We start from the raw sequence: 24,814 nt of genomic DNA on the forward strand, positions 1-24,814 counted from the left end.
TACCGGATCAGTCGCGCACCGGGCCAGGGGCCAGGACTTCACGCGAACCGTTGGTGTTCATGGACGTCACGACTCCGGCCATTTCCATGGCTTCGATCATGCGCGCCGCGCGGTTGTAGCCGATTTTCAGCTTGCGCTGAACCGCGGAGATGGACGCGCGACGGCTTTCCAGGACGAACTGCACCGCTTCGTCGTAGAGCGCGTCGGTTTCGGCATCATCTTCACCGCCACCGCCGCCGTTTTCAAAGCCGCTACCAGCCTCTTCGACACCGGCGAGGATGTCATCGTTGTATTCCGGCGCGCCGCGCAGTTTCCAGGCTTCAACCACCCGGTGCACCTCGTCATCGGACACGAATGCGCCGTGAACACGAATCGGCAGGCTGGTGCCCGGCGGCATGTACAACATATCACCGTGGCCCAGAAGTTGTTCGGCGCCGCCCTGGTCGATGATGGTCCGCGAATCGATCTTGCTCGATACCTGGAACGCCATACGGGTCGGGATGTTCGCCTTGATCAGACCGGTGATCACATCCACCGACGGACGCTGGGTCGCGAGGATCAAGTGGATACCCGCCGCACGCGCCTTCTGCGCGATACGCGCGATCAGCTCTTCAACCTTCTTGCCGACGATCATCATCATGTCGGCGAATTCGTCGACCACCACGACGATGGTCGGCAGCTTCTGCAGCAGAGGTGCCTCGTCGTGGATGCTTTCGCGCTTGTACAGCGGATCGCTCAACGGCTCGCCAGCGTCCTGGGCTTCCTTGACCTTGGCGTTGAAGCCCGACAGGTTACGCACGCCCATCTTCGCCATCAGTTTGTAGCGCCGTTCCATTTCGGCGACGCTCCAGCGCAAGGCGTTGGCGGCGTCCTTCATGTCGGTGACCACCGGGCACAGCAGGTGCGGGATGCCTTCGTAGATCGACAGCTCAAGCATTTTCGGGTCGATCATGATCAGCTTGGCGTCTTCAGGGCCCGACTTGAACAGAATCGACAGGATCATCGCGTTCACACCCACCGACTTACCGGAACCGGTCGTACCGGCCACCAGCAAGTGGGGCATTTTCGCCAGATCAGTGATGACCGGCTTGCCGCCGATGTCATGACCCAGGGCCAGGGTGACCGGGGACTTGAAGTTATCGTACTCGGGGGTCGACAAGACTTCGGAGAACCGCACGATCTGCCGGTCTTCGTTAGGGATCTCGATACCGACCGTGGTCTTGCCCGGAATCACTTCCACCACGCGCACACTGGTCACGGCCAGGGAACGGGCCAGGTCTTTCGCCAGGTTGGCAATGCGGCTGACTTTCACCCCGGCGGCAGGCTGGATTTCGTAACGGGTAATGACCGGGCCCGGGTGGATCGAATCCACCGAGACTTCGACGCCAAATTCCTTGAGCTTGATCTCCAGCAAGTGGCCGACGGCCGCCAGGGATTCAGGCGAATAATTGAGTTGTTTCTTTTCCGCCGGGTCGAGAATCGAAATCGGCGGCAAGGTGCCTTCCACGGCACTGTCGACGAACAACGGCGCCTGTTTCTCTTTTTCCACGCGCTTGCTCGGAGCGGCCGGTTTGGGCGGCGCGGGAGCAATCACCGGCGGCACCTGCTTTTCGCGCTCGAACATGTGCTTGCTCAGGGCCTGCTCGCGCTCGATCAGGCGTTCCTTGACCTTGGCCTGCTCACGTTTGTCGGTGACCGTCGGCGCAACCACGTCATGCACGCGATCGTCGACTTCACGTAGCTGGGCGACCAGTTGCTTGCGTTCGGTACGGGCTGCCCACCAGCGATTGGCCGCGCCCTGAAACAATTCGAACAAATCGAGGGTGATCTTGCCGGTGACGTCCATCACCTTGAACCACGACAGGTCGGTGAATACCGTCAGGCCGAACAGGAACAGGGCAATGAACAGCAGCGTGCTGCCCTGAATGTTCAGCGCATTCTTCGCCAGATCGCCGAGGCTTTCACCCAAAGCGCCGCCCGCGCCGGCCGGCAGGCCGGTCGCCGCATGGAAATGGATATGGGCCAGCGCCGCGCCCGACAGCACCAGAAACACCAGGCCGATCAGGCGCCAGGAAAACAGCCAGCCGCTCCACTGCCATGGCTCATGGCGCTGGCGGAAGATCTGATAGGCCTTGATCGCCAGCAATAGCGGGAAAATGTAGGCGAAGTAACCCAGGACCATGAACAGGATGTCGGCGCTATAAGAGCCGGCAGGCCCGCCGAAGTTCTGTACATCGTCGATCTTGCTGTTATGGCTCCAGCCCGGATCGTCCTTGCCATAGGTCAACAAGGCCATCATCAGGAACAGGCACAAGGCACCGATGGCGATCAATGCACCTTCCTTGAGCCGGTAGTGCAATTGCTGGCGCCAGAGCGGAACGACTGTTTTAGGTGCTGCGGTGGATTTCTTCAAAACGCTTCTTTTCCTGCGCCTTTGGCGCGTCCATCTGTTGAATGACTATAAAAACTGCCCAATCCAGGCAGGTAAAAAAGTTAACAGCCCCAACCGGGACTACTTTTAACACTGTGCCCCGGGTTTTCGAAATACGGCACGCAGCGCTTTTTTGATACAAACACTGTTACAAGCGGGCATTGTACGGGTTTGTTCGCCCAATGCCATGCTTGAGGCCCTTGGCTCCAGCATAGCCAACAGCACAATACGCGCCGTCCAATTTGAGCATGCATTCTCTTTTGTGACAAAGGCTTATGAGGTGTTTTTATGAGTGAAGCGAAGCATTCCCGCCTGATCATTCTGGGTTCCGGCCCTGCCGGTTACAGCGCAGCCGTTTATGCCGCTCGCGCCAACCTCAAACCCGTTGTCATTACCGGCATACAGGCCGGTGGCCAGCTGACCACCACCGTCGAAGTCGACAACTGGCCCGGCGACGTCGAAGGCCTGACCGGCCCGGTGCTGATGGAACGCATGCAGAAACACGCCGAACGCTTCGACACCAAGATCGTTTACGACCACATCCATACCGCCAAGTTGCAACAGCGCCCGTTCGAGCTCATCGGCGACAGCGGCACCTACACCTGCGATGCGCTGATTATCGCCACCGGCGCTTCGGCCCAATACCTGGGGCTGCCATCGGAAGAAGCCTTTGCCGGCAAAGGGGTTTCGGCCTGCGCCACCTGCGATGGTTTCTTCTATCGCAACCAGGTGGTCGCGGTGGTCGGCGGCGGCAACACCGCGGTCGAAGAAGCCCTGTACCTGTCGAACATCGCCAAGGAGGTTCATCTGATTCACCGTCGCGACAAACTGCGCTCGGAGAAGATCCTGCAGGACAAGCTCTTCGAAAAGGCCGCCAACGGCAATATCCGCCTGCACTGGAACCAGAACCTGGACGAAATACTCGGTGACGCCAGCGGCGTGACCGGCGCCCGCCTGCGTCACAGCCATACCGGTGAAACCGCTGAACTGTCGCTGGCCGGCGTGTTCATCGCCATCGGCCACAAACCCAACACCGACCTGTTCCAGGGCCAGCTGCAGATGCGCAACGGCTACCTGCTGGTCAAGGGCGGCAGCGAAGGCGACGCCACCGCCACCGCCATCCAGGGCGTGTTCGCCGCCGGTGACGTGGCCGACCACGTTTACCGCCAGGCGGTGACCTCCGCCGGAGCCGGTTGCATGGCTGCGCTGGATGCCGAGAAGTATCTCGATGACATTCCCGGCGTTTGACGGTTAACCTTCTATCTGGCGGGTTTATCGGCCCGCCACCGCCCTCCCTTTCTGCAAGCCCGGATGCCATGCTGACTTGGTTACAACGCAATACCCTGACTTTTCCGCCGCTGGAAAAAGCCATGCGCGACCCCAACGGACTTCTGGCCGCGGGCGGCGATTTGTCCGCCGACCGCCTGATTCAGGCGTATCGCCATGGCTGCTTTCCGTGGTTCTCGGAAGGCCAACCGATTCTCTGGTGGTCGCCGGATCCGCGCACGGTGCTGTTTCCCGACGAACTGCATGTCTCCCGCAGCCTGAATAAACTGCTGCGCCAACAACGCTATCAAGTGACCTTCGATCGGGATTTTGCCGCAGTCATCAGCAACTGCGCCGCGCCGCGCGAGTACGCCGATGGCACCTGGATCACCCAAGCGATGCAGGACGCCTACGTCGAACTGCACAGGCGCGGCTACGCCCATTCGGTGGAGGTCTGGGACGATGGCGTGCTGGTCGGCGGGCTCTACGGCCTGGCCATGGGACAGCTGTTTTTCGGTGAGTCGATGTTCAGCCGTGCCGACAACGCCTCCAAATATGGCTTTGCCACGCTGGTGCGACATCTGAAAGACTCAGGTTTTGTGCTGATCGATTGCCAGATGCCTACCGATCATCTGCACAGCCTGGGCGCCCGAGCGATTCCCCGCACCGAGTTTGCCGGCTACCTTGCCCGGCACCTGGATCAACCCAGTCGTGCCACCTGGGTTTGCTGAGCGACATTGGCCCGTGTGGCTTACACTTAATGCGGGGAGACGAATTGAGAACGTCCCCTTATCAAAAGTTTATCCCGAGGGTTGATCATGACCGAGTTGGCGCGTTTGAAGTTCTATGCCACTCAGCCCCACTCTTGCAGTTATCTGCCCGAGGAGCAGGCCACTACGCTGTTCCTCGACCCCAGTCAGCCCATGGATGTGCATGTCTACGCAGATCTGTCGGAAATGGGCTTTCGTCGCAGTGGCGATCATCTCTACCGGCCCCATTGCCAGAATTGCAATGCGTGCGTACCGGCGCGCATTCCTGTGGCGCAATTTACCCCCAACCGTCAGCAGAAACGCATTCTCAAACGCAATGCCGACTTGCAGGTACGCCCGGCCCGACCAAAGTTCAGCGAGGAGTATTTCGACCTCTATCAGCGCTACATCGAACAGCGCCACGCCGACGGCGATATGTATCCGCCGAGTCGCGACCAGTTCTCGACCTTCCTGGTGCGTGACCTGCCGTTCTCCCGCTTCTACGAATTTCGTCTCGAAGGCCGACTGGTGGCGGTGGCCGTCACCGACTTGCTGCCCAATGGCCTGTCAGCGGTGTACACCTTCTACGAGCCTGGCGAGGAGCGTCGCAGCCTGGGGCGTTACGCGATTCTCTGGCAGATTGCCGAAGCCGGGCGCCTGGGGCTGGAAGCGGTCTATCTCGGCTACTGGATCAAAAACTGCAAAAAAATGAGCTACAAGACCCAATATCGCCCTATCGAACTGCTGATTAATCAACGTTGGGTCATCCTGAACTAGAACCCCTTGGCTTAAACCCCACTTTTCGGGCACAATGCACGCCGCTTTTGCCTGGCGCAGTTGCACCGGGCCATTCATTGGACACCGAGGGCTTTACTGCATGTCGAAAGAAGACAGCTTCGAAATGGAAGGCACTGTCGTCGACACCCTGCCCAACACCATGTTTCGTGTGGAGTTGGAAAATGGGCACGTCGTAACCGCGCATATCTCCGGCAAGATGCGCAAGAACTACATTCGTATTCTTACCGGCGACAAAGTGCGCGTCGAGCTGACGCCCTATGACTTGAGCAAAGGGCGCATCACCTACCGCGCTCGCTAATCAAGTCAATACAAAACGCCCGGCTATGCCGGGCGTTTTTGTTTGTGCGCAATGCGGATCGTTCCCACGCTCTGCGTGGGAATGCCTCAACGGACGCTCTGCGTTCGGCTTTTGAAGGGACGCGGAGCGTGGGAACGATCATGGCAGACAGCAAAAAGGCGCCTTTCGGCGCCTTTTGCTTTGTTGCGGTTAACGTCAGGCCATTTCAGCCGTGGTCTCGAACTCGAAGGTCAGCTCGCCGTCCTTGATGTCGATGTGCACCACACCGCCATGTTCGGCCAGTTCGCCAAAGAGAATCTCCTCCGCCAGCGGACGCTTGATCTTGTCCTGAATCAAGCGCGCCATTGGTCGAGCGCCCATGGTCACGTCGTAACCACCGGCCGCCAGCCAGCTGCGAGCAGCGTCGGTGACTTCCAGCAGCACACGCTTGTCTTCCAGCTGCGCCTGAAGCTCGGTAAGGAACTTGTCCACCACGCTTTTGATGACCTCATGGCTGAGGCGACCAAACTGGATAATGGTGTCCAGACGGTTGCGGAACTCCGGCGTAAAGCTCTTCTTGATCACTTCCATCGCATCGGACGAGTGGTCCTGATAGGTGAAACCGATCGAGGCACGCGCTGCAGTCTCGGCACCGGCGTTGGTCGTCATGATGACGATCACGTTACGGAAATCTGCCTTGCGCCCGTTGTTATCGGTCAGCGTACCGTGGTCCATGACCTGCAACAGCAGGTTGAAGACTTCCGGATGCGCCTTCTCGATTTCATCGAGCAACAACACGCAGTGAGGCTGCTTGGTGATGGCTTCGGTCAGCAGACCGCCCTGGTCAAAGCCGACATAGCCTGGAGGCGCACCGATCAGACGCGATACGGTGTGGCGCTCCATGTACTCGGACATGTCGAAGCGAACCAGCTCGACCCCCAACGCCTTGGCCAGCTGCCGCGCAGCTTCGGTTTTACCGACGCCGGTCGGGCCTGCGAACAGGAACGAACCGACGGGCTTGTCAGGCGACTTGAGGCCGGCACGGGACAGCTTGATCGCGGTCGACAGTGAGTCGATCGCCGCATCCTGGCCGAATACCGTGAGCTTCAGGTCACGCTCAAGGTTACGCAGCAGCTCTTTGTCGGAGCTGGTGACGTGTTTTGGCGGAATTCGCGCGATTTTCGCAACGATATCCTCGACCTGAGGCACTTCGATGCGTTTCACGCGCTTCTCGATCGGCTGCAGACGCTGATAAGCGCCCGCCTCGTCGATGACGTCGATAGCCTTGTCCGGCATGTGCCGGTCATTGATGTAACGCGAGGCCAGTTCGGCAGCGGCGCGCAGGGCTTCATCACTGTATTCGATATTGTGATGGAGCTCGAAACGCCCTTTCAGGCCACGCAGGATACCAATGGTGTCTTCCACCGAAGGCTCCGACACATCGACCTTCTGGAAGCGCCGGGCCAAGGCACGGTCCTTCTCGAAGATCCCGCGGAATTCCTGGAACGTGGTCGAACCGATGCAGCGGATATCGCCCGACGACAACAATGGCTTGAGCAGGTTCGAAGCGTCCATGACGCCACCGGACGCAGCGCCCGCACCGATGATGGTGTGGATCTCGTCGATGAACAGGATCGCCTGCGGACGTTTTTTCAGTTCATTGAGCAACGCCTTGAAGCGCTTCTCGAAATCGCCGCGGTATTTGGTTCCGGCCAGCAAGGCCCCCAGGTCGAGGGAATACACCACGCTGTTGGCCAGCAGGTCCGGCACCTGGTTGTCGACAATGCGTTTGGCCAGGCCTTCGGCAATCGCGGTTTTACCCACGCCCGCCTCGCCCACCAGCAGCGGATTGTTTTTGCGACGACGCGCCAGGATCTGCGCGACGCGCTCGACTTCGAGCTCACGGCCTACCAAAGGATCGATACGACCCTGGCGCGCGAGTTCGTTGAGGTTGCTGGCATAAGCATCCAGAGGATTGCCTGAAGAAGAAGACTCACCGCCCTCGTCGTCCTGCATATCTTGTTCACCTTCAGAGTGATCGCCATGCCCTGGCACTTTGGAGATGCCGTGGGCGATGTAGTTGACGACATCGATACGCGCAACGCTCTGCTGTTTCAGCAGAAACACTGCCTGACTCTCTTGCTCACTGAAGATCGCGACCAGCACGTTGGCGCCAGTCACTTCGCGTTTGCCCGAGCTCTGTACGTGAAAGACAGCACGTTGCAGTACACGCTGGAAGCCCAGGGTTGGCTGGGTTTCACGATCCTCGTCATGCAAGGGGATCAATGGCGTGGTGGAGTCGATGAACTCCTGCAGGTCATGCTTGAGTTTGTCGAGGTTTGCGCCGCAGGCACGCAAAACGGTAGCGGCAGCCTCATTATCCAATAGGGCCAGCAGCAGGTGTTCGACGGTCATGAATTCATGACGCTTCGAACGAGCCTCCTTGAAGGCTAGATTGAGGGTGACTTCGAGCTCGCGGTTTAACATAGCTTCACCTCATACCCAAGTGGTCGGCGATTAACCGTCCTTCTCGATTTCACAGAGTAGCGGATGCTGGCTTTCCCTGGCGTACTGGTTGACCTGCATGGCCTTGGTCTCCGCGATGTCGCGGGTAAACACTCCACATACTGCCCGCCCTTCTGTATGAACGGCCAGCATGACCTTGGTCGCCAGCTCGCGATTCAGGTTAAAAAACACCTCGAGCACTTCGACGACGAAATCCATCGGTGTGTAGTCATCGTTGAACAAAACCACCTTGTACATAGGCGGCGCCTGTAAAGCAGGCTTAGCCTCCTGAACAGCAATGCCTGCGGAATCGTCGTCGTGTAAATCAGGGCGATCCTGATTGAATGTTAGTCGAATCTGGCTGATTGCATGCATGGAAAGAAAGGTTCGTCAGTTGTGCAAATACAGTGGTGGGGGCGCCCATCGACGATTTCAACTCCGACTACCCGGTCACCTTGACTATCGGGAAAACGGTGTTACAACCAATAGAGCCCACAGTGGGTAAAAAAGGTCCGCGGAGTCAATCTATTTACAAGATTAGACTGCGGATGAACTGGATGATACTCCAGTGATGGAGTCTGTTGCAGAGGGATATGGGTATGGCTGTCGGTAAGGTGAAATGGTTCAACAATGCCAAGGGGTTCGGTTTCATTAATACCGACGCCAGGGAAGGTCGTGACGAGGACGGAAAAGAAATCGATTTCTTTGCCCACTATTCGGCCATCGAGATGGATGGCTACAAGACCCTCAAGGCCGGGCAAATCGTTAGTTTCGAGATCGTTCAGGGCCCCAAAGGGTTGCATGCCGTAAAGATCACATCTGCGACCTCCCCGAACGGACAGACCGCACCTGCCATCAAGCCAGAAACAGTGTCGAGCTGACACAACTTGCCATCCAGTCATAAAAAACCGCCCGAAGGCGGTTTTTTTGTGCCGATTCGCTTACATGTGCCGCTTACATATGCGAGATGAGCGCATCGCCAAACCCGGAAGACGATACCAGCTTCGCGCCATCCATCAGGCGTTCGAAGTCATAGGTCACGGTTTTAGCGGAAATCGCGCCATTGGTGCCCTTGATGATCAAGTCGGCCGCTTCGGTCCAACCCATGTGACGCAGCATCATCTCTGCGGACAGGATGAGCGAGCCCGGGTTGACCTGATCCTTGCCGGCGTACTTCGGCGCGGTACCGTGGGTGGCTTCGAACATGGCCACGGTGTCGGACAGGTTCGCACCCGGCGCAATACCGATACCACCCACTTCCGCCGCCAGGGCATCGGAGAGGTAGTCACCGTTGAGGTTCAGGGTGGCGATCACATCGTACTCGGCCGGGCGCAGCAGGATCTGCTGGAGCATGGCGTCGGCGATGGCGTCCTTGACGATGACGTTCTTGCCGGTTTTCGGGTTCTTGAACTGCATCCACGGACCGCCGTCGAGCAGGGTCGCGCCGAACTCTTCGGCAGCCACTTCGTAGGCCCATTCCTTGAAGGCACCTTCGGTGAACTTCATGATGTTGCCTTTGTGCACGATAGTCAGCGAGTCGCGGTCATTGTCGACCACATACTGCAGAGCCTTGCGCGCCAGACGCTTGGTGCCTTCCAGGGAAACCGGCTTGACGCCGATACCGCAATTCTGGTCGAAACGGATCTTGGTGACGCCCATTTCTTCTTTAAGGAACTTGATGACCTTGGTCGCTTCCGGCGAACCGGCCTTCCATTCGATACCGGCATAAATGTCTTCCGAGTTTTCGCGGAAGATGGTCATGTCGACGTCGCCTGGCTTCTTGACCGGGCTCGGCACGCCTTCGAACCAGCGCACCGGACGCAGGCACACATACAGGTCGAGTTGCTGACGCAGCGCCACGTTCAGGGAACGGATGCCACCGCCGACCGGCGTGGTCAGAGGGCCCTTGATGGAAACCACGTAATCCTTGACCGCATCCAGGGTTTCCTGAGGCAGCCAGGTGTCCTGATCGTAAACCTGAGTCGCTTTCTCCCCGGCGTAGACTTCCATCCAGGAAATTTTGCGCTCGCCGCCGTAAGCCTTCTTAACAGCAGCATCGACAACCTTGATCATGACCGGGCTGATATCAACACCAATACCATCACCTTCAATGAAGGGAATGATCGGGTTGTTAGGAACATTGAGAGAATGGTCCGCGTTGACGGTAATTTTTTCGCCGACGGCTGGAACCTGAATCTTCTTGTATCCCATGCTGAACTCCATTGTTTGGATTGAACATCTGGCTTCGTCCGAGCGTACCCCAGTTGAATCGGCGCGCAAACCCTATGTTCCGTCCATCTGCCGCGAAGCTGCACAGTTCGTGACGTACAAGCCTGAAAGTAAAGGGAAAAGCGCCAAACTCAAGCACGCCATACAAGGCTACTCCCCACACCTGCCTGCGACCTTTAGACCAATGGACGAGAATCGTTGCATATGAACCATCGGCAGATTGCCAGCTACCTATGTATAATGCCGCCGCTGACCACAGAGTCACGACGGCCGACCTCTCTGCCACTGGAAATGTAGCCGAGACTCTGGGCCCGAAAAAGCAGGATTGTTACCGCAGTCCACCCGCTTGACGCTCGACCGATGCACCCAACATCACCGCAAAGAAACCTCGACATTCGGCTCATGGATGACTTTGAACGAACGCGCTTACCCGGCGCCCCTCGAGTTTCTGTGCACGCTTTAGCAAAGAAGAGAGAGTTAATCCGAATATGCCCACCCGCTCGAAGATCATCTATACCTTCACCGACGAAGCCCCAGCCCTCGCCACCTATTCACTGTTGCCTATCGTAGAGGCCTTCACCGCCTCCGCTGATATCGCCGTTGAAACCCGCGATATCTCTCTTGCAGGGCGCATCCTGGCCAGCTTCCCCGAGCAATTGGGTGACAAAGCGGTAGCCGACCACCTCGCCGAACTGGGCGACCTGGCCGTTACACCTGAAGCCAACATCATCAAGCTGCCGAACATCAGCGCTTCGGTTCCGCAACTGCAGGCCGCGATCAAAGAGCTGCAAGCCCAGGGCTATGCACTGCCGGACTACCCGGAAACCGTGACCAGCGACGCCGACAAAGAAGCCAAGGCCCGCTACGACAAGATCAAGGGCAGCGCCGTAAACCCGGTTCTGCGCGAAGGCAACTCCGATCGTCGCGCACCGCTGTCGGTCAAGAACTATGCGCGCAAGCACCCGCACAAAATGGGCGCCTGGGCCAAGGACTCCAAGTCCCACGTAGCCCACATGAGCACCGGCGATTTCTACGGCAGCGAAAAAGCTGCCCTGATCGACGCCGCTGACGCCGTTAAAATCGAACTGATCGCTCAGGACGGCACCACCACCGTCCTGAAAGAAAAAACCACCGTACAAGCCGGTGAGATCCTCGATTGCGCGGTCATGAGCAAAAACGCGCTGCGCAGCTTCATCGCAGCCGAGATCGAAGACGCCAAGGCAAAAGGCGTGCTGCTGTCGGTTCACCTCAAAGCCACCATGATGAAGGTCTCCGACCCGATCATGTTCGGCCAGATCGTTGCCGAGTTCTATAAAGACGCACTGGCCAAGCACGCAGACGTGCTGGCGCAGATCGGCTTCAACCTGAACAACGGCATCGGCGACCTGTACGCTCGCATCAAGGCCTTGCCTGCCGAGCAACAAGCGCAGATCGAAGCGGACATCCAGGCCGTTTATGCCGTTCGTCCATCGTTGGCCATGGTCAACTCCGACAAAGGCATCACCAACCTGCACGTGCCGAGCGACGTCATCGTCGACGCCTCGATGCCGGCGATGATCCGTGACTCCGGCAAGATGTGGGGCACCGACGGCCAGCTGCACGACACCAAGGCAGTGATCCCGGATCGCTGCTACGCCACCATCTACCAGGCGGTGATCGAAGACTGCAAGGCAAACGGCGCCTTCGATCCGACCACCATGGGCAGCGTGCCAAACGTTGGCCTGATGGCGAAAAAAGCCGAAGAGTACGGCTCGCACGACAAGACGTTCCAGATCAAGGCCAACGGCGTTGTTCGTGTCACCGACAGCAAAGGCACCCTGCTGCTGGAACAGTCGGTTGAAGCCGGCGACATCTTCCGTATGTGCCAGACCAAAGACGCGCCGATCCAGGACTGGGTCAAACTGGCTGTCAACCGTGCTCGCGCAAGCAGCACTCCAGCGATTTTCTGGCTGGACCCAATGCGCGCCCACGACGGCGTAGTGATCGAGAAAGTTCAGGCTTACCTGAAGGATCACGACACCGCAGGCCTGGACATCCGCATCATGTCCCCAGTCGACGCGATGAAGTTCACCCTTGAGCGCACTCGCTCCGGCCTCGACACCATTTCGGTGACCGGCAACGTATTGCGCGACTACCTGACCGACCTGTTCCCGATCATGGAACTGGGCACCAGCGCCAAGATGCTGTCGATCGTCCCGCTGATGAATGGCGGCGGCCTGTTCGAAACCGGCGCTGGCGGTTCGGCACCGAAGCACGTTCAACAGCTGCTGGAAGAAAACTTCCTGCGCTGGGATTCCCTGGGCGAGTTCCTGGCCCTGGCCGCCTCCCTTGAGCATCTGGGTGTGACGTACAACAACCCTAAAGCGCTGGTACTGGCCAAGACCCTGGATCAGGCCACTGGCCAGTTCCTGGACAACAACAAGTCGCCATCGCGTAAAGTCGGCAACATCGACAACCGCGGCAGCCACTTCTACCTGGCGCTGTACTGGGCTCAAGCCCTGGCCGCCCAGACCGAAGACGCTGCACTGCAAGCGCAGTTTGGCGAACTGGCCAAAACCCTGACCGCGAACGAAGCAACCATCGTCGCCGAGCTCAACGCCGTTCAGGGCAAGCCAGTGGACATCGGCGGTTACTACCACGCCAATGCCGAGCTGATCAGCAAGGCCATGCGCCCGAGCGCAACCTTCAACGCCGCGATTGCTGCGCTGGTTTAAGGTTGTAAGGGAACATCACAAACCCCGGCCATGTGCCGGGGTTTGTGTTTTCAGCGTTGACAGCATTTAAATGTGAACACTGCCCCCACAGGGAAAGCGCTTCAAATTCAATATTGAGGACATTTCATGGATTGGCTACCCCACATCACCGTCGCCACCATCGTCGAAGACAATGGTCGCTTCCTGATGGTCGAAGAGTCCAAACACGGACGAACGGTGCTCAATCAGCCCGCCGGTCATCTGGACCCGGACGAAACCCTGATCGAGGCCGCCGTACGCGAAACCCTCGAAGAAACCGGCTGGGACGTCGAGCCGACCGGCGTCATAGGCATTTATCTCTACACCGCCCCGAGCAATGGCGTGACCTATCAACGCGTCTGCTTCACCGCCAAAGCGCTGAAACACCACCCCGATTATCAATTGGACGACGGTATTGTCGGCGCGAAATGGCTGACGCGTGACGAACTGCTGCAACAGCGCGCAAACTGGCGCAGTGAGCTGATCATCCGCTGCATCGATGATTATCTGGACGGCAAACACTTCAGCCTCGAGCTGATCCGCCCTTCTCTTTAGCCTTGCAGGCTTGAGCCTGCTAGAATCGCGTCCTTTTTCAAGACACTCATTAAATCCCTATGCGTGATCCAGCCCCTTCTGCCACACAAAAGAAGCGCGTCATTGTCGGTATGTCCGGCGGCGTGGACTCTTCCGTTTCCGCTCTCCTGCTGATCGAGCAGGGCTATGAGGTGGAAGGCCTGTTCATGAAGAACTGGGAAGAAGACGATGGAACGGAATACTGCACCGCCATGGATGACCTGGCGGACGCGCAAGCCGTGTGCGACAAGATTGGCATCAAGCTGCACACCGCCAACTTCGCCGCCGAGTACTGGGACAATGTGTTCGAGCACTTCCTGGCCGAATACAAGGCCGGCCGCACGCCGAACCCGGACATCCTGTGCAACCGCGAAATCAAGTTCAAGGCGTTCCTCGACTACGCCATGATGCTCGGCGCCGACCTGATCGCCACCGGCCACTACGTGCGTCGCCGCGACATCGATGGTCGCACCGAATTGCTCAAGGGCCTGGATCCGAACAAGGACCAGAGCTACTTCCTGCACGCCGTCGGCGGCGAACAGATCGCCAAGACGCTGTTCCCGGTCGGCGAGCTGGAAAAACCCGAAGTCCGCGCGATTGCCGAGAAACACGACCTGGCCACCGCGAAGAAAAAGGACTCCACCGGGATCTGCTTTATCGGCGAACGCCGCTTCAGCGATTTCCTCAAGCAATACCTGCCGGCCCAGCCCGGCGAGATCAAGACCACCGAAGGTGAAGTCATTGGCCGTCACCATGGCTTGATGTACCACACCATCGGCCAGCGCCAGGGCCTGGGCATCGGCGGTCTGAAAGACGCCGGTGAAGAGCCGTGGTACGTGCTGATCAAGGACCTGGAACACAACGAGTTGATCGTTGGCCAGGGCAATGACCACCCGCGGCTGTTCTCCCGCGCCCTGCTCGCCTCGGACATCTATTGGGTCAACCCGATCGATTTGACCGAGCCGCGCAAGCTGACCGCCAAAGTGCGTTATCGCCAGAGCGACCAGCCTTGCACGCTGGAAAAGACCGCCACCGGCTACCGCGCCACCTTTGATGACCCGCAACGCGCGGTCACCCCGGGCCAATCCGTGGTGTTCTACGACGGTGAAATCTGCCTCGGCGGCGGCGTGATCGAAGTCGCCGAGCCCTGGACCAGCAAGGGTCAGTGTTCATGAGCCCGACTCAGGAACAACTGACGGCCCTGGGCGGCGTGTTTCTCGCCGCCGTGCTGGTCGACAAGATCGCCAAGACCGGCCAGACCAACGAAGCCGGCCTGACCTGCATGCTTGGCAGCCTGTTGATTCGCGACCCCAAGGACACTCTGGAAGTGTACGGCGGCGACGACATCAATTTGCGCGAAGGCTATCGCGCATTGATCGGCGCCCTGGAACGCGACCCCAGCACCCTTCAGCGCGAACCGCTGCGCTATGCCCTGGCGATGCTGGGGCTGGAGCGCCAATTGGCCAAGCGCAATGACATGCTGGACGTGATCGGCAAACGCCTGCCGCAGATTCAGTCCCAGGTCGAACACTTCGGCCCGGCCCACGAAAACGTGATCGCCGCTTGCGGTGCGCTGTACCAGGACACCCTGAGCACCTTGCGCCAACGGATTCAGGTGCATGGCGACATGCGCAACCTGCAGCAACCGAGCAATGCCTCGAAAATCCGCGCACTGTTGCTGGCCGGGATTCGTTCGGCACGCCTGTGGCGGCAGTTGGGCGGTCATCGCTGGCAGCTGGTGATCAGCCGACGCAAGTTGCTTAAAGAGCTTTACCCGCTGATGCGCAGCAGCTGAACCGCGCCTGCAATACCGTTTTGTAGTCAGTAACGCGTAATACGCCGGTCAGTTGGCAACGGACCGGCGGATATTTTTCATGTATGATACGCGCCCCATTTCGTTGCCCGACTGTCCGAGAACACCCCATGCAGCTCTCTTCGCTCACTGCGGTTTCCCCTGTTGACGGCCGCTACGCCGGCAAAACCCAGGCCCTGCGCCCAATTTTCAGCGAATACGGTCTGATCCGTGCTCGCGTTCTGGTTGAAGTGCGCTGGCTCCAGCGCCTGGCCGCTCACCCTGCCATCAGCGAAGTGCCGGCGTTCTCCGCCGAAGCCAACGCGGTGTTGAACACCCTGGCGGAAAACTTCTCTCTGGAGCACGCCGAGCGCGTCAAAGAGATCGAGCGCACCACCAACCACGACGTCAAAGCCATTGAGTACCTGCTCAAAGAGCAGGCGGCCAAGCTGCCGGAACTGGCCAAGGTCAGCGAATTCATCCACTTTGCCTGCACCAGCGAGGACATCAACAACCTGTCCCACGCCCTGATGCTGCGCGAAGGCCGTGATGACGTGATGCTGCCGCTGATGCGCCAGACCGCCAACGCCATCCGCGAACTGGCCATCCGCTTCGCAGACGTACCTATGCTGTCGCGCACCCACGGTCAACCGGCATCGCCGACCACCCTGGGCAAAGAGCTGGCGAACGTGGTTTACCGCCTGGAGCGTCAAATCGCTCAAGTCGCCGCCGTTCCGCTGCTGGGCAAGATCAACGGCGCCGTCGGCAACTACAACGCTCACCTGTCGGCCTACCCTGAGATCGACTGGGAAGCCAACGCCCGCGCCTTCATCGAAGACGAGCTGGGCCTGGGCTTCAACCCGTACACCACGCAGATCGAACCGCACGACTACATCGCCGAGCTGTTCGACGCGATCGCGCGCTTCAACACCATCCTGATCGACTTCGACCGCGACATCTGGGGCTACATCTCCCTGGGTTATTTCAAACAGCGCACCATCGCTGGCGAAATCGGTTCGTCGACCATGCCGCACAAGGTCAACCCGATCGACTTCGAAAACTCCGAAGGCAACCTGGGCATCGCCAACGCACTGTTCCAGCACCTGGCGAGCAAACTGCCAATCTCCCGCTGGCAGCGCGACCTGACCGACTCCACCGTACTGCGCAACCTCGGTGTCGGCTTCGCCCACAGCGTGATCGCGTACGAAGCCAGCCTCAAAGGCATCAGCAAACTGGAGCTCAACGAGCAAAAGATTGCCGCTGACCTGGACGCTTGCTGGGAAGTATTGGCCGAGCCGATCCAGACGGTGATGCGTCGCTACAACATCGAAAACCCGTACGAGAAGCTCAAAGAGCTGACGCGCGGCAAGGGCATCAGCCCTGAAGCACTGCAAACTTTCATCGACGGCCTGGACATGCCAGCCGCCGCCAAGGCTGAGCTGAAACTGCTCACCCCGGCCAACTACATCGGCAACGCTGTGGCACAAGCCAAACGCATCTGATCGACCGCTCTACCCGTTTGAGACGCCCGGCGCCGCCGGGCGTTTTTATTCCCGTCTGAAAAGTGCATTTTTTCAATAGGTTACACATGAATCCTGATATTCCTCTTCAACTTCTGGGCGGCATCACGGCACGGGAATTCCTGCGCGACTACTGGCAGAAAAAACCGCTGCTGATCCGTCAGGCGATTCCTGATTTCGAAAGCCCGATCGACGCCGACGAACTGGCCGGCCTGGCGCTGGAAGAAGAAGTCGAATCGCGCCTGGTGATCGAGCACGGCGAGCGCCCTTGGGAATTGCGCCGCGGCCCGTTCGCCGAAGACGAATTCAGCAAACTGCCGGAACGCGAATGGACCCTGCTGGTGCAAGCCGTCGACCAATTCGTGCCGGAAGTTGCCGAACTGCTGGAAAACTTCCGCTTCCTGCCGAGCTGGCGCGTCGACGACGTGATGATCAGCTTCGCTGCCCCGGGCGGTAGCGTCGGTCCGCACTTCGATAACTACGACGTATTCCTGCTGCAAGGCCACGGCAAGCGCAACTGGAAAATCGGCCAGATGTGCGATTCCGAGAGCCCGCTGCTGCAACACGCCGACCTGCGCATCCTCGCCGATTTCGAAGCCACCGATGAGTGGGTGCTGGAACCGGGCGACATGCTCTACCTGCCACCGCGCCTGGCTCATTCTGGCGTGGCTGTCGATGATTGCATGACCTACTCGGTCGGCTTCCGCGCCCCGAGCGCCGCTGAAGTGTTGACCCACTTCACCGACTTCCTCAGCCAGTTCCTGACGGACGAAGAGCGCTACACCGACGCCGACGCCCTGCCGGCGGTCGATCCTCATCAGATCCAGCACGATGCCCTCGATCGCCTCAAAAGCCTGCTGGCCGAGCACATGAGCGACGAGCGCCTGCTGCTGACCTGGTTCGGCCAGTTCATGACCGAGCCGCGCTACCCGGAACTGGTGGTCGGCCCGGAAGAAGTCGAAGAGCAAGACTTCCTCAGCGCGCTCGAAGAAGGCGCCGTGCTGATCCGCAACCCGAGTGCGCGTCTGGCCTGGTCGGAAGTCGACGACGACCTGCTGCTGTTCGCCAGCGGCCAGAGCCGTTACCTGCCGGGCAAGCTGCGCGAGCTGCTGAAAATGATCTGCGCCGCCGACGCCCTGCATGTCGATAACCTCGGCCCATGGCTGAGCGACGAAGACGGCCGTGGCCTGCTGTGTGAACTGGTCAAGCAGGGCAGCCTGGGGTTTGCCGATGAATAAGATTCACGTACGTGTCGCAGACTGGCAAAAGGACAACGCTGAGATCCGGCGCATTCGTGAAGCGGTATTCGTCGCCGAGCAATCCGTTCCACCTGAATTGGAATGGGATGCCGATGACGCCACGGCGGTGCATTTCCTGGCCTTCGAAGGCGACTTTCCGATCGGCACCGCCCGCCTGCTGCCCGATGGCCACATCGGTCGGGTATCGGTGCTCAAAGACTGGCGCGGCATGAAGGTTGGCGATGCGCTGATGCAAGCGGTGATCGGTGAAGCCGAGAAGCGCGGGCTGAAGCAGCAGATGCTGAGCGCGCAAGTGCAGGCCACGGCGTTCTATGAGCGCCTGGGTTTCAGCATGGTCAGTGAGGAATTCCTGGAAGCCGGGATTCCGCATGTGGACATGGTGCGTCACTCGACTTGATTCCCTGTGGTGAGGGGGTTTGCCCCCTCACCACAAATACATATCAAGAAATCCACAAAACGCCCCGCCATTCTCGGATGCCGGGGCGTTTTGCTGTCTGTGATTCAACTCGCACCACGCCGGGCCGACAAACTGGCAATATCAAACCTTTGATTTGCGGAGAAATGGACATGTCCCTACGCACCCTGCTCACCACGCTGCTGCTGACCTGCAGTTTTTCGGTCATGGCCGCCACCGAGATCGTGCCCCTGAATTACCGCACCAGCGCCGACCTGCTGCCAGTAGCGCAGAATTTCATCGGCAACGATGGCAAGGTCAGCGCCTATGGCAACCAACTGATCGTCAATGCCGAACCCGGCAAGATCGACGAACTCAAGGCCTTCCTCGCGCAACTCGACACCGCCCCCAAACGCTTGCTGATCACCGTCGACACCAATGAAAACAACTTTCAGGGCGATCAGGGTTACTCGGTGAATGGCGCCGCACCGAATCAGACCCGCATCATCAATCGCAGCACCGACAGCCGTGAAGGCGGTATCCAGCAGGTTCAGGCCAGCGAAGGCGCACCGGCGCTGATCCAGGTCGGCCAAAGCGTACCGCTCACCAGCACCCAGACCGACAGCTACGGCGACCTGCGCAGCCAGACCGAATACCGCAATGTCACCCAGGGTTTCTACGTCACCGCCAGCGTCACCGGCGACATCGTTCACCTGGCTATCAGTACCAACCGTGACCGGATGAGCCAGGAACGTCCCGATGTAGTGAACGTGCAAAGTACCGACACAACTGTCAGCGGTCGACTGGGCGAGTGGATCACCCTGGCCGGCGTGAATCGTCAGACTCAGGCCGACAAACAGGGCCTGACCCGCAGCTACTCGACTCAGGGCCGGGATGACATGACTTTGCGGGTGAAAGTCGACACCTTGGACTAAAGCACCAAAAACTGACTGATTAGTCGTATTAGACTAAAGATGTAGTGCTTGAAAAAAAGCACTACAAAACGTTTGACGAGCCAAAAAAGCAAAGGCATGATGGCCTCGCTCCCGCTAATCAGAGGCCCTGGCAAGGGCTTTCGAGTCGCTGTTCGCACCCTACCCCGCGAGCCGATTCGTGTCTGTACCGCCCACAAGGTGTGTTTGACGAGGTTGCCGACTGGAACGAAGTTGTCCCGAGGGACGGAAGCGTAATTAGGTAACCCGGCTCCACACTGAAGTTCGCACCAAGGCCCACGACGCCCGAATGCGCTCGCCAGTTCGCCCTTACCTGCTCACCTCCCCCTCGAGCCCATCGTTCATCCCGTCGCCATCCCCGCCGAACCCGACTTGACCGCCTAAGCTTCTGGTCAGCGAGCAACCATGTACGCCCCCAACTGAATGAGCGTATTTGGCACGCAGGAATTGTTCACCCAGAACCATTTTCGATTAAAGACGCGACGAGGTTTATCTCCATGGCACTGACACGCGAACAGCAAATTGCAGCCCTCGAAAAAGACTGGGCTGAAAACCCACGCTGGAAAGGCGTGAAGCGCAATTACTCCGCTGCTGACGTCGTCCGTCTGCGTGGCTCGGTTCAACCTGAGCACACCTTTGCAAAAATGGGCGCCGAGAAGCTCTGGAACCTGGTGACCCAGGGCGCCAAGCCATCTTTCCGTCCTGAGAAAGATTTCGTTAACTGCATGGGCGCCCTGACCGGTGGCCAGGCGGTACAGCAAGTCAAGGCCGGCATCCAGGCGATCTACCTGTCGGGCTGGCAAGTGGCTGCGGACAACAACTCCGCCGAATCGATGTACCCGGACCAGTCGCTGTACCCGGTGGATTCGGTTCCAACCGTGGTCAAGCGCATCAACAACTCCTTCCGTCGTGCTGACCAGATCCAGTGGAAAGCCGGCAAGAACCCGGGCGATGAAGGTTACATCGACTACTTCGCCCCGATCGTGGCTGACGCTGAAGCCGGTTTCGGTGGCGTGCTGAACGCTTACGAGCTGATGAAAAGCATGATCGAAGCAGGCGCCGCCGGCGTTCACTTCGAAGACCAACTAGCCTCCGTGAAAAAATGCGGCCACATGGGCGGCAAGGTACTGGTTCCGACCCAGGAAGCCGTGCAGAAGCTGACCGCTGCTCGTCTGGCAGCCGACGTCGCCGGTGTACCGACCATTATCCTGGCCCGTACCGACGCCAACGCTGCTGACCTGCTGACGTCTGACTGCGACCCGTACGACCAGCCATTCGTGACCGGCACCCGTACCCAGGAAGGCTTCTACAAGGTTCGCGCCGGTCTCGACCAGGCCATCGCTCGCGGCCTGGCCTACGCGCCGTACGCCGACCTGATCTGGTGCGAAACCGCCAAGCCGGATCTGGACGAAGCCCGTCGCTTCGCCGAAGCGATCAAAAAGGAATACCCGGACCAACTGCTGTCGTACAACTGCTCGCCTTCCTTCAACTGGAAGAAAAACCTGGACGACGCGACCATCGCCAAGTTCCAGCGCGAACTGTCCGCCATGGGCTACAAGCACCAGTTCATCACCCTGGCCGGCATTCACAACATGTGGCACAGCATGTTCAACCTGGCGCACGACTACGCCCGCAACGACATGACTGCCTACGTGAAGCTGCAAGAGCAAGAGTTCGCTGACGCCGCCAAGGGCTACACCTTCGTGGCTCACCAGCAGGAAGTGGGCACCGGTTACTTCGACGACATGACCACCGTGATCCAGGGTGGCACGTCTTCGGTAACCGCACTGACCGGTTCGACCGAAGAAGAACAGTTCCACTGATCTGCTTCGCTTAAACAAACGGCCCTTGCGGACCGAATAAAAAGCTAACCGCAAAGCCGCTCATCTGACGCCCCGACTGGTTCGGGGCGTTTTTTTGCCTGCGATTTCTTGAACACCACAAAACCCTACAAGGGGAACGGCGGCAACCTGCGCAAAAACCTTGATCCAGAGCAGTTTCACGATCAGGAAAACAAGGTAAAACCACCCCGCGCGCTACTTGCAGTAACGCGCATATAAGACAACTTCCCGAACCGCTACCCGCTAAACAGTTTGAAAACCACGTCAAATAACATTGATTATCATTTAGCGCCAACTATGTTCGTTACATTCCCTACAAAACATATTTGACAAAACCCCCGCTAATGCCCTAACCGCATGGGCTGCAGGGCTTTGGAGGTGCGCCATGTCCTTATTCCAATAAATAATTTCGCTATAGGAATTTTACTTGCAGGGTGTTTAGCCATAAAATCAGCGGGATTGATTGCTGCGACATATCGTCACTGCCTTATTTCTTTATCAAGCTCAGAGACCTTTGCTCTCTGTTAAGGATTACCAGCATGCCCGAAGCGACCGGACTCATGGCCCACAACTGGGGCTTTGCCATTTTCCTTCTGGGTGTCGGCGGCCTTTGCGCCTTCATGCTCGGCGTCTCCAGCCTCCTCGGGTCAAAAGCCTGGGGCCGCAGCAAAAACGAACCGTTCGAGTCCGGCATGCTACCTACAGGTGGCGCCCGCTTGCGGCTCTCAGCCAAATTCTATCTGGTCGCGATGCTCTTCGTGATCTTCGATATCGAAGCCCTCTTTCTCTTTGCCTGGTCTGTGTCCGTCCGCGAAAGCGGCTGGACCGGATTCGTCGAAGCTCTCGTTTTCATAGCAATTCTGTTGGCAGGTCTTGTCTACCTATTTCGAGTGGGCGCCCTTGACTGGGCTCCGGCAGCTCGTCTTAAGCGGCAAGCGAAGCTGAAACAATGAGGCTTTGGCAATGCAATACAATCTCACCAGGATCGACCCCGATGCTCCTAACGAGCAGTATCCGATTGGCCAACGGGAAACCGTTTCCGATCCGTTAGAAGATCAAGTCCACAAAAACATTTTCATGGGCAAGCTCGAAGACGTGCTCAACGGCACGATCAACTGGGGGCGCAAGAACTCCCTGTGGCCGTATAACTTCGGTCTTTCGTGCTGCTACGTGGAAATGACCACCGCCTTCACGGCGCCCCACGACATCGCGCGCTTTGGCGCCGAGGTAATCCGGGCATCGCCGCGTCAGGCGGATTTCATGGTTATCGCCGGTACCTGCTTCATCAAGATGGCGCCGATCATTCAGCGTCTCTACGAGCAGATGCTCGAACCTAAATGGGTCATTTCCATGGGTTCGTGCGCCAACTCCGGTGGCATGTACGACATCTACTCCGTCGTTCAAGGGGTGGACAAGTTCCTGCCCGTGGACGTCTACGTGCCTGGCTGCCCACCCCGCCCTGAAGCTTTTCTGCAAGGCTTGATGCTGTTGCAGGAGTCGATTGGCCAGGAGCGTCGCCCACTTTCCTGGGTCGTTGGCGATCAAGGCGTTTACCGCGCCGAGATGCCTTCGCAAAAGGAACAGCGCCGCGAACAGCGTATTCAGGTAACCAACCTGCGCAGCCCCGACGAAGTCTGATCCAGATCTGCTTCTTTTATAGAACGAGAACCTGGCTTCATTCTTTACGTTGACCGAAAGCGATAAATAACCATGACTGCAGGCAGTGCTCTGTACATCCCGCCTTATAAGGCAGACGACCAGGATGTGGTCGTCGAACTGAACAACCGTTTTGGCCCGGAGGCGTTCACCGCCCAGCCTACCCGCACCGGCATGCCGGTGCTTTGGGTTGCCCGTGCCAAACTCGTCGAAGTCCTGACTTTCCTGCGCAACCTGCCCAAGCCGTACGTCATGCTCTATGACCTGCACGGTGTGGACGAGCGTCTGCGTACCAAGCGTCAAGGGCTGCCAAACGGCGTCGATTTCACTGTGTTCTATCACTTGATGTCGATCGAACGTAATAGTGACGTAATGATCAAGGTCGCCTTGTCCGAGAGCGACCTCAACCTGCCGACCGTCACCAGCATCTGGCCGAACGCCAACTGGTACGAGCGTGAAGTGTGGGACATGTACGGCATTCACTTTGCCGGCCACCCGCACCTGAGCCGCATCATGATGCCGCCGACCTGGGAAGGTCATCCGCTGCGCAAGGACTTCCCGGCCCGCGCCACCGAGTTCGATCCGTTCAGCCTGACCCTGGCCAAGCAACAGCTTGAGGAAGAAGCCGCGCGCTTCAAGCCTGAAGACTGGGGCATGAAGCGTTCCGGCCCGAACGAGGACTACATGTTCCTCAACCTGGGTCCGAACCACCCGTCGGCCCACGGTGCGTTCCGTATCATTCTGCAGCTGGACGGTGAAGAGATCGTCGACTGCGTGCCAGACGTCGGCTACCACCACCGTGGTGCCGAGAAGATGGCCGAGCGTCAGTCCTGGCACAGTTTCATTCCGTACACCGACCGTATCGACTACCTCGGCGGCGTGATGAACAACCTGCCGTACGTGCTCTCGGTCGAGAAGCTGGCCGGCATCAAGGTGCCCGAGAAGGTCGACGTCATCCGCATCATGATGGCCGAGTTCTTCCGGATCACCAGCCACCTGCTGTTCCTGGGCACTTACATCCAGGACGTCGGCGCCATGACTCCGGTGTTCTTCACCTTCACCGACCGCCAGAAGGCGTACACGGTGATCGAAGCCATTACCGGTTTCCGCCTGCACCCGGCCTGGTACCGCATCGGTGGCGTCGCCCACGACCTGCCGCGCGGCTGGGAAAAACTGGTCAAGGATTTCGTCGAGTGGATGCCCAAGCGTCTGGACGAATACCAGAAAGCCGCACTGGACAACAGCATCCTGCGTGGCCGGACCATCGGCGTCGCCGCCTACAACACCAAGGAAGCCCTGGAATGGGGCGTCACCGGTGCCGGCCTGCGTTCGACCGGTTGCAATTTCGACCTGCGTAAAGCTCGCCCCTACTCCGGCTACGAAAACTTCGAATTCGAAGTTCCGCTGGCGGCCAATGGCGATGCCTACGACCGTTGCATCGTTCGCGTCGAAGAAATGCGCCAGAGCATCAAGATCATCGAGCAGTGCCTGCGCAACATGCCGGAAGGCCCGTACAAGGCGGATCACCCGCTGACCACGCCGCCGCCCAAAGAGCGCACGCTGCAGCACATCGAGACCCTGATCACGCACTTCCTGCAAGTTTCGTGGGGCCCGGTCATGCCGGCCAACGAATCCTTCCAGATGATCGAAGCGACCAAGGGCATCAACAGTTATTACCTGACGAGCGATGGCGGCACCATGAGCTACCGCACCCGGATTCGTACCCCAAGCTTCCCGCACTTGCAGCAGATCCCTTCGGTGATCAAAGGCAGCATGGTCGCGGACTTGATCGCGTACCTGGGTAGTATCGATTTCGTTATGGCCGACGTGGACCGCTAA

General features: G+C 58.7%; 21 protein-coding genes. 17 read left to right on the forward strand and 4 right to left on the reverse strand.

Annotation, left to right across the window (positions count from 1 at the left end; genetic code table 11):
- Positions 1–7: 7 nt before the first annotated feature.
- Positions 8–2,413 (reverse strand): DNA translocase FtsK, encoded by a 2,406-nt coding sequence (locus AC1D2Q_RS01545; protein ID WP_477812020.1) that lies wholly within the window; start codon positions 2,411–2,413, stop codon positions 8–10.
- A gap of 306 nt (positions 2,414–2,719) precedes the next feature.
- Here AC1D2Q_RS01545 and trxB point away from each other — a divergent pair, with 306 nt between their 5' ends.
- The 4 genes from trxB to infA all read left to right on the forward strand — a co-directional run bounded on the left by trxB (position 2,720) and on the right by infA (position 5,542).
- On the forward strand, positions 2,720–3,679 hold the full coding sequence (gene trxB, locus AC1D2Q_RS01550) for a thioredoxin-disulfide reductase (RefSeq protein ID WP_477812021.1): 960 nt from the start codon (positions 2,720–2,722) through the stop codon (positions 3,677–3,679).
- Between the two features lie 68 nt (positions 3,680–3,747).
- Positions 3,748–4,428, forward strand: coding sequence for a leucyl/phenylalanyl-tRNA--protein transferase (aat, locus tag AC1D2Q_RS01555; RefSeq protein ID WP_477812022.1), 681 nt, complete (start codon positions 3,748–3,750; stop codon positions 4,426–4,428).
- Between the two features lie 87 nt (positions 4,429–4,515).
- Positions 4,516–5,223, forward strand: coding sequence for an arginyltransferase (locus tag AC1D2Q_RS01560; RefSeq protein WP_305409377.1), 708 nt, complete (start codon positions 4,516–4,518; stop codon positions 5,221–5,223).
- Between the two features lie 100 nt (positions 5,224–5,323).
- On the forward strand, positions 5,324–5,542 hold the full coding sequence (gene infA / locus AC1D2Q_RS01565; RefSeq protein ID WP_002553999.1) for a translation initiation factor IF-1: 219 nt from the start codon (positions 5,324–5,326) through the stop codon (positions 5,540–5,542).
- A 195-nt stretch (positions 5,543–5,737) separates the two neighbouring features.
- Here infA and clpA read toward each other — a convergent pair whose 3' ends face one another.
- Complete coding sequence (clpA, locus tag AC1D2Q_RS01570; RefSeq protein WP_305480610.1) at positions 5,738–8,008, reverse strand: ATP-dependent Clp protease ATP-binding subunit ClpA; 2,271 nt, start codon at positions 8,006–8,008, stop codon at positions 5,738–5,740.
- A 30-nt stretch (positions 8,009–8,038) separates the two neighbouring features.
- A complete protein-coding gene (gene clpS / locus AC1D2Q_RS01575; RefSeq protein ID WP_015094394.1) occupies positions 8,039–8,401 on the reverse strand; it encodes an ATP-dependent Clp protease adapter ClpS in 363 nt (120 codons plus the stop codon).
- A 224-nt stretch (positions 8,402–8,625) separates the two neighbouring features.
- Between clpS and AC1D2Q_RS01580 the strand changes: the two genes are divergently transcribed.
- Positions 8,626–8,907, forward strand: a complete 282-nt coding sequence (locus tag AC1D2Q_RS01580; RefSeq protein ID WP_477812023.1) for a cold shock domain-containing protein — start codon at positions 8,626–8,628, stop codon at positions 8,905–8,907.
- A gap of 73 nt (positions 8,908–8,980) precedes the next feature.
- On the opposite strand, the gene icd is transcribed toward AC1D2Q_RS01580, so the two are convergent.
- Complete coding sequence (icd, locus tag AC1D2Q_RS01585) at positions 8,981–10,237, reverse strand: NADP-dependent isocitrate dehydrogenase (RefSeq protein WP_018925522.1); 1,257 nt, start codon at positions 10,235–10,237, stop codon at positions 8,981–8,983.
- Between the two features lie 506 nt (positions 10,238–10,743).
- Here icd and AC1D2Q_RS01590 point away from each other — a divergent pair.
- From AC1D2Q_RS01590 to nuoC, 12 genes are all read left to right on the forward strand, one after another.
- On the forward strand, positions 10,744–12,969 hold the full coding sequence (locus AC1D2Q_RS01590; protein ID WP_477812024.1) for an NADP-dependent isocitrate dehydrogenase: 2,226 nt from the start codon (positions 10,744–10,746) through the stop codon (positions 12,967–12,969).
- A 126-nt stretch (positions 12,970–13,095) separates the two neighbouring features.
- Positions 13,096–13,542, forward strand: a complete 447-nt coding sequence (locus tag AC1D2Q_RS01595) for an NUDIX hydrolase (RefSeq protein WP_018925520.1) — start codon at positions 13,096–13,098, stop codon at positions 13,540–13,542.
- A 59-nt stretch (positions 13,543–13,601) separates the two neighbouring features.
- Entirely contained in the window at positions 13,602–14,735 is a 1,134-nt protein-coding gene (gene mnmA, locus AC1D2Q_RS01600) for a tRNA 2-thiouridine(34) synthase MnmA (protein WP_477812025.1), read from the forward strand.
- Positions 14,732–15,355 carry a high frequency lysogenization protein HflD gene (hflD, locus tag AC1D2Q_RS01605; RefSeq protein WP_007940860.1) on the forward strand — a complete coding sequence of 208 codons (624 nt, stop codon included), beginning with the start codon at positions 14,732–14,734 and terminating at the stop codon, positions 15,353–15,355. The genes mnmA and hflD overlap by 4 nt, the downstream gene beginning before the upstream one ends.
- Positions 15,356–15,483: 128 nt before the next feature.
- A complete protein-coding gene (purB, locus tag AC1D2Q_RS01610) occupies positions 15,484–16,854 on the forward strand; it encodes an adenylosuccinate lyase (RefSeq protein WP_007940861.1) in 1,371 nt (456 codons plus the stop codon).
- A gap of 86 nt (positions 16,855–16,940) precedes the next feature.
- Positions 16,941–18,110 carry a ribosomal protein uL16 3-hydroxylase gene (locus AC1D2Q_RS01615; RefSeq protein WP_019580081.1) on the forward strand — a complete coding sequence of 390 codons (1,170 nt, stop codon included), beginning with the start codon at positions 16,941–16,943 and terminating at the stop codon, positions 18,108–18,110.
- Positions 18,103–18,528: a GNAT family N-acetyltransferase gene (locus AC1D2Q_RS01620; RefSeq protein WP_019580080.1), complete on the forward strand. Its 426-nt coding sequence runs from the start codon at positions 18,103–18,105 to the stop codon at positions 18,526–18,528. Before AC1D2Q_RS01615 ends, AC1D2Q_RS01620 begins: the two co-directional genes overlap by 8 nt.
- A gap of 170 nt (positions 18,529–18,698) precedes the next feature.
- Positions 18,699–19,460 (forward strand): secretin N-terminal domain-containing protein, encoded by a 762-nt coding sequence (locus AC1D2Q_RS01625; protein WP_477812026.1) that lies wholly within the window; start codon positions 18,699–18,701, stop codon positions 19,458–19,460.
- A 515-nt stretch (positions 19,461–19,975) separates the two neighbouring features.
- Positions 19,976–21,301 carry an isocitrate lyase gene (gene aceA, locus AC1D2Q_RS01630; protein ID WP_018925513.1) on the forward strand — a complete coding sequence of 442 codons (1,326 nt, stop codon included), beginning with the start codon at positions 19,976–19,978 and terminating at the stop codon, positions 21,299–21,301.
- A 557-nt stretch (positions 21,302–21,858) separates the two neighbouring features.
- Complete coding sequence (locus tag AC1D2Q_RS01635; protein WP_007940868.1) at positions 21,859–22,272, forward strand: NADH-quinone oxidoreductase subunit A; 414 nt, start codon at positions 21,859–21,861, stop codon at positions 22,270–22,272.
- A gap of 10 nt (positions 22,273–22,282) precedes the next feature.
- The gene (locus AC1D2Q_RS01640; protein ID WP_007940869.1) at positions 22,283–22,957 is read left to right on the forward strand and encodes a NuoB/complex I 20 kDa subunit family protein; all 675 of its coding nucleotides are present in this window, start codon (positions 22,283–22,285) and stop codon (positions 22,955–22,957) included.
- A 72-nt stretch (positions 22,958–23,029) separates the two neighbouring features.
- Positions 23,030–24,814 carry an NADH-quinone oxidoreductase subunit C/D gene (nuoC, locus tag AC1D2Q_RS01645; RefSeq protein WP_019648471.1) on the forward strand — a complete coding sequence of 595 codons (1,785 nt, stop codon included), beginning with the start codon at positions 23,030–23,032 and terminating at the stop codon, positions 24,812–24,814.

Source organism: Pseudomonas sp. P1_A1 (assembly GCF_056406935.1).

What these genes read in the sequence shown, in the direction of transcription:
- mnmA (WP_477812025.1), top strand. Translation starts at nt 13,602, where the DNA reads ATGCGTGATCCAGCCCCTTCTGCCACACAAAAGAAGCGCGTCATTGTC.
- hflD (WP_007940860.1), top strand. Translation starts at nt 14,732, where the DNA reads ATGAGCCCGACTCAGGAACAACTGACGGCCCTGGGCGGCGTGTTTCTC.
- AC1D2Q_RS01560 (WP_305409377.1), top strand. Translation starts at nt 4,516, where the DNA reads ATGACCGAGTTGGCGCGTTTGAAGTTCTATGCCACTCAGCCCCACTCT.
- trxB (WP_477812021.1), top strand. Translation starts at nt 2,720, where the DNA reads ATGAGTGAAGCGAAGCATTCCCGCCTGATCATTCTGGGTTCCGGCCCT.
- aat (WP_477812022.1), top strand. Translation starts at nt 3,748, where the DNA reads ATGCTGACTTGGTTACAACGCAATACCCTGACTTTTCCGCCGCTGGAA.
- AC1D2Q_RS01640 (WP_007940869.1), top strand. Translation starts at nt 22,283, where the DNA reads ATGCAATACAATCTCACCAGGATCGACCCCGATGCTCCTAACGAGCAG.
- AC1D2Q_RS01635 (WP_007940868.1), top strand. Translation starts at nt 21,859, where the DNA reads ATGCCCGAAGCGACCGGACTCATGGCCCACAACTGGGGCTTTGCCATT.
- AC1D2Q_RS01590 (WP_477812024.1), top strand. Translation starts at nt 10,744, where the DNA reads ATGCCCACCCGCTCGAAGATCATCTATACCTTCACCGACGAAGCCCCA.
- clpS (WP_015094394.1), bottom strand. Translation starts at nt 8,401, where the DNA reads ATGCATGCAATCAGCCAGATTCGACTAACATTCAATCAGGATCGCCCT.
- icd (WP_018925522.1), bottom strand. Translation starts at nt 10,237, where the DNA reads ATGGGATACAAGAAGATTCAGGTTCCAGCCGTCGGCGAAAAAATTACC.
- AC1D2Q_RS01595 (WP_018925520.1), top strand. Translation starts at nt 13,096, where the DNA reads ATGGATTGGCTACCCCACATCACCGTCGCCACCATCGTCGAAGACAAT.
- AC1D2Q_RS01620 (WP_019580080.1), top strand. Translation starts at nt 18,103, where the DNA reads ATGAATAAGATTCACGTACGTGTCGCAGACTGGCAAAAGGACAACGCT.
- AC1D2Q_RS01625 (WP_477812026.1), top strand. Translation starts at nt 18,699, where the DNA reads ATGTCCCTACGCACCCTGCTCACCACGCTGCTGCTGACCTGCAGTTTT.
- AC1D2Q_RS01615 (WP_019580081.1), top strand. Translation starts at nt 16,941, where the DNA reads ATGAATCCTGATATTCCTCTTCAACTTCTGGGCGGCATCACGGCACGG.
- nuoC (WP_019648471.1), top strand. Translation starts at nt 23,030, where the DNA reads ATGACTGCAGGCAGTGCTCTGTACATCCCGCCTTATAAGGCAGACGAC.
- aceA (WP_018925513.1), top strand. Translation starts at nt 19,976, where the DNA reads ATGGCACTGACACGCGAACAGCAAATTGCAGCCCTCGAAAAAGACTGG.
- purB (WP_007940861.1), top strand. Translation starts at nt 15,484, where the DNA reads ATGCAGCTCTCTTCGCTCACTGCGGTTTCCCCTGTTGACGGCCGCTAC.
- clpA (WP_305480610.1), bottom strand. Translation starts at nt 8,008, where the DNA reads ATGTTAAACCGCGAGCTCGAAGTCACCCTCAATCTAGCCTTCAAGGAG.
- infA (WP_002553999.1), top strand. Translation starts at nt 5,324, where the DNA reads ATGTCGAAAGAAGACAGCTTCGAAATGGAAGGCACTGTCGTCGACACC.
- AC1D2Q_RS01580 (WP_477812023.1), top strand. Translation starts at nt 8,626, where the DNA reads ATGGCTGTCGGTAAGGTGAAATGGTTCAACAATGCCAAGGGGTTCGGT.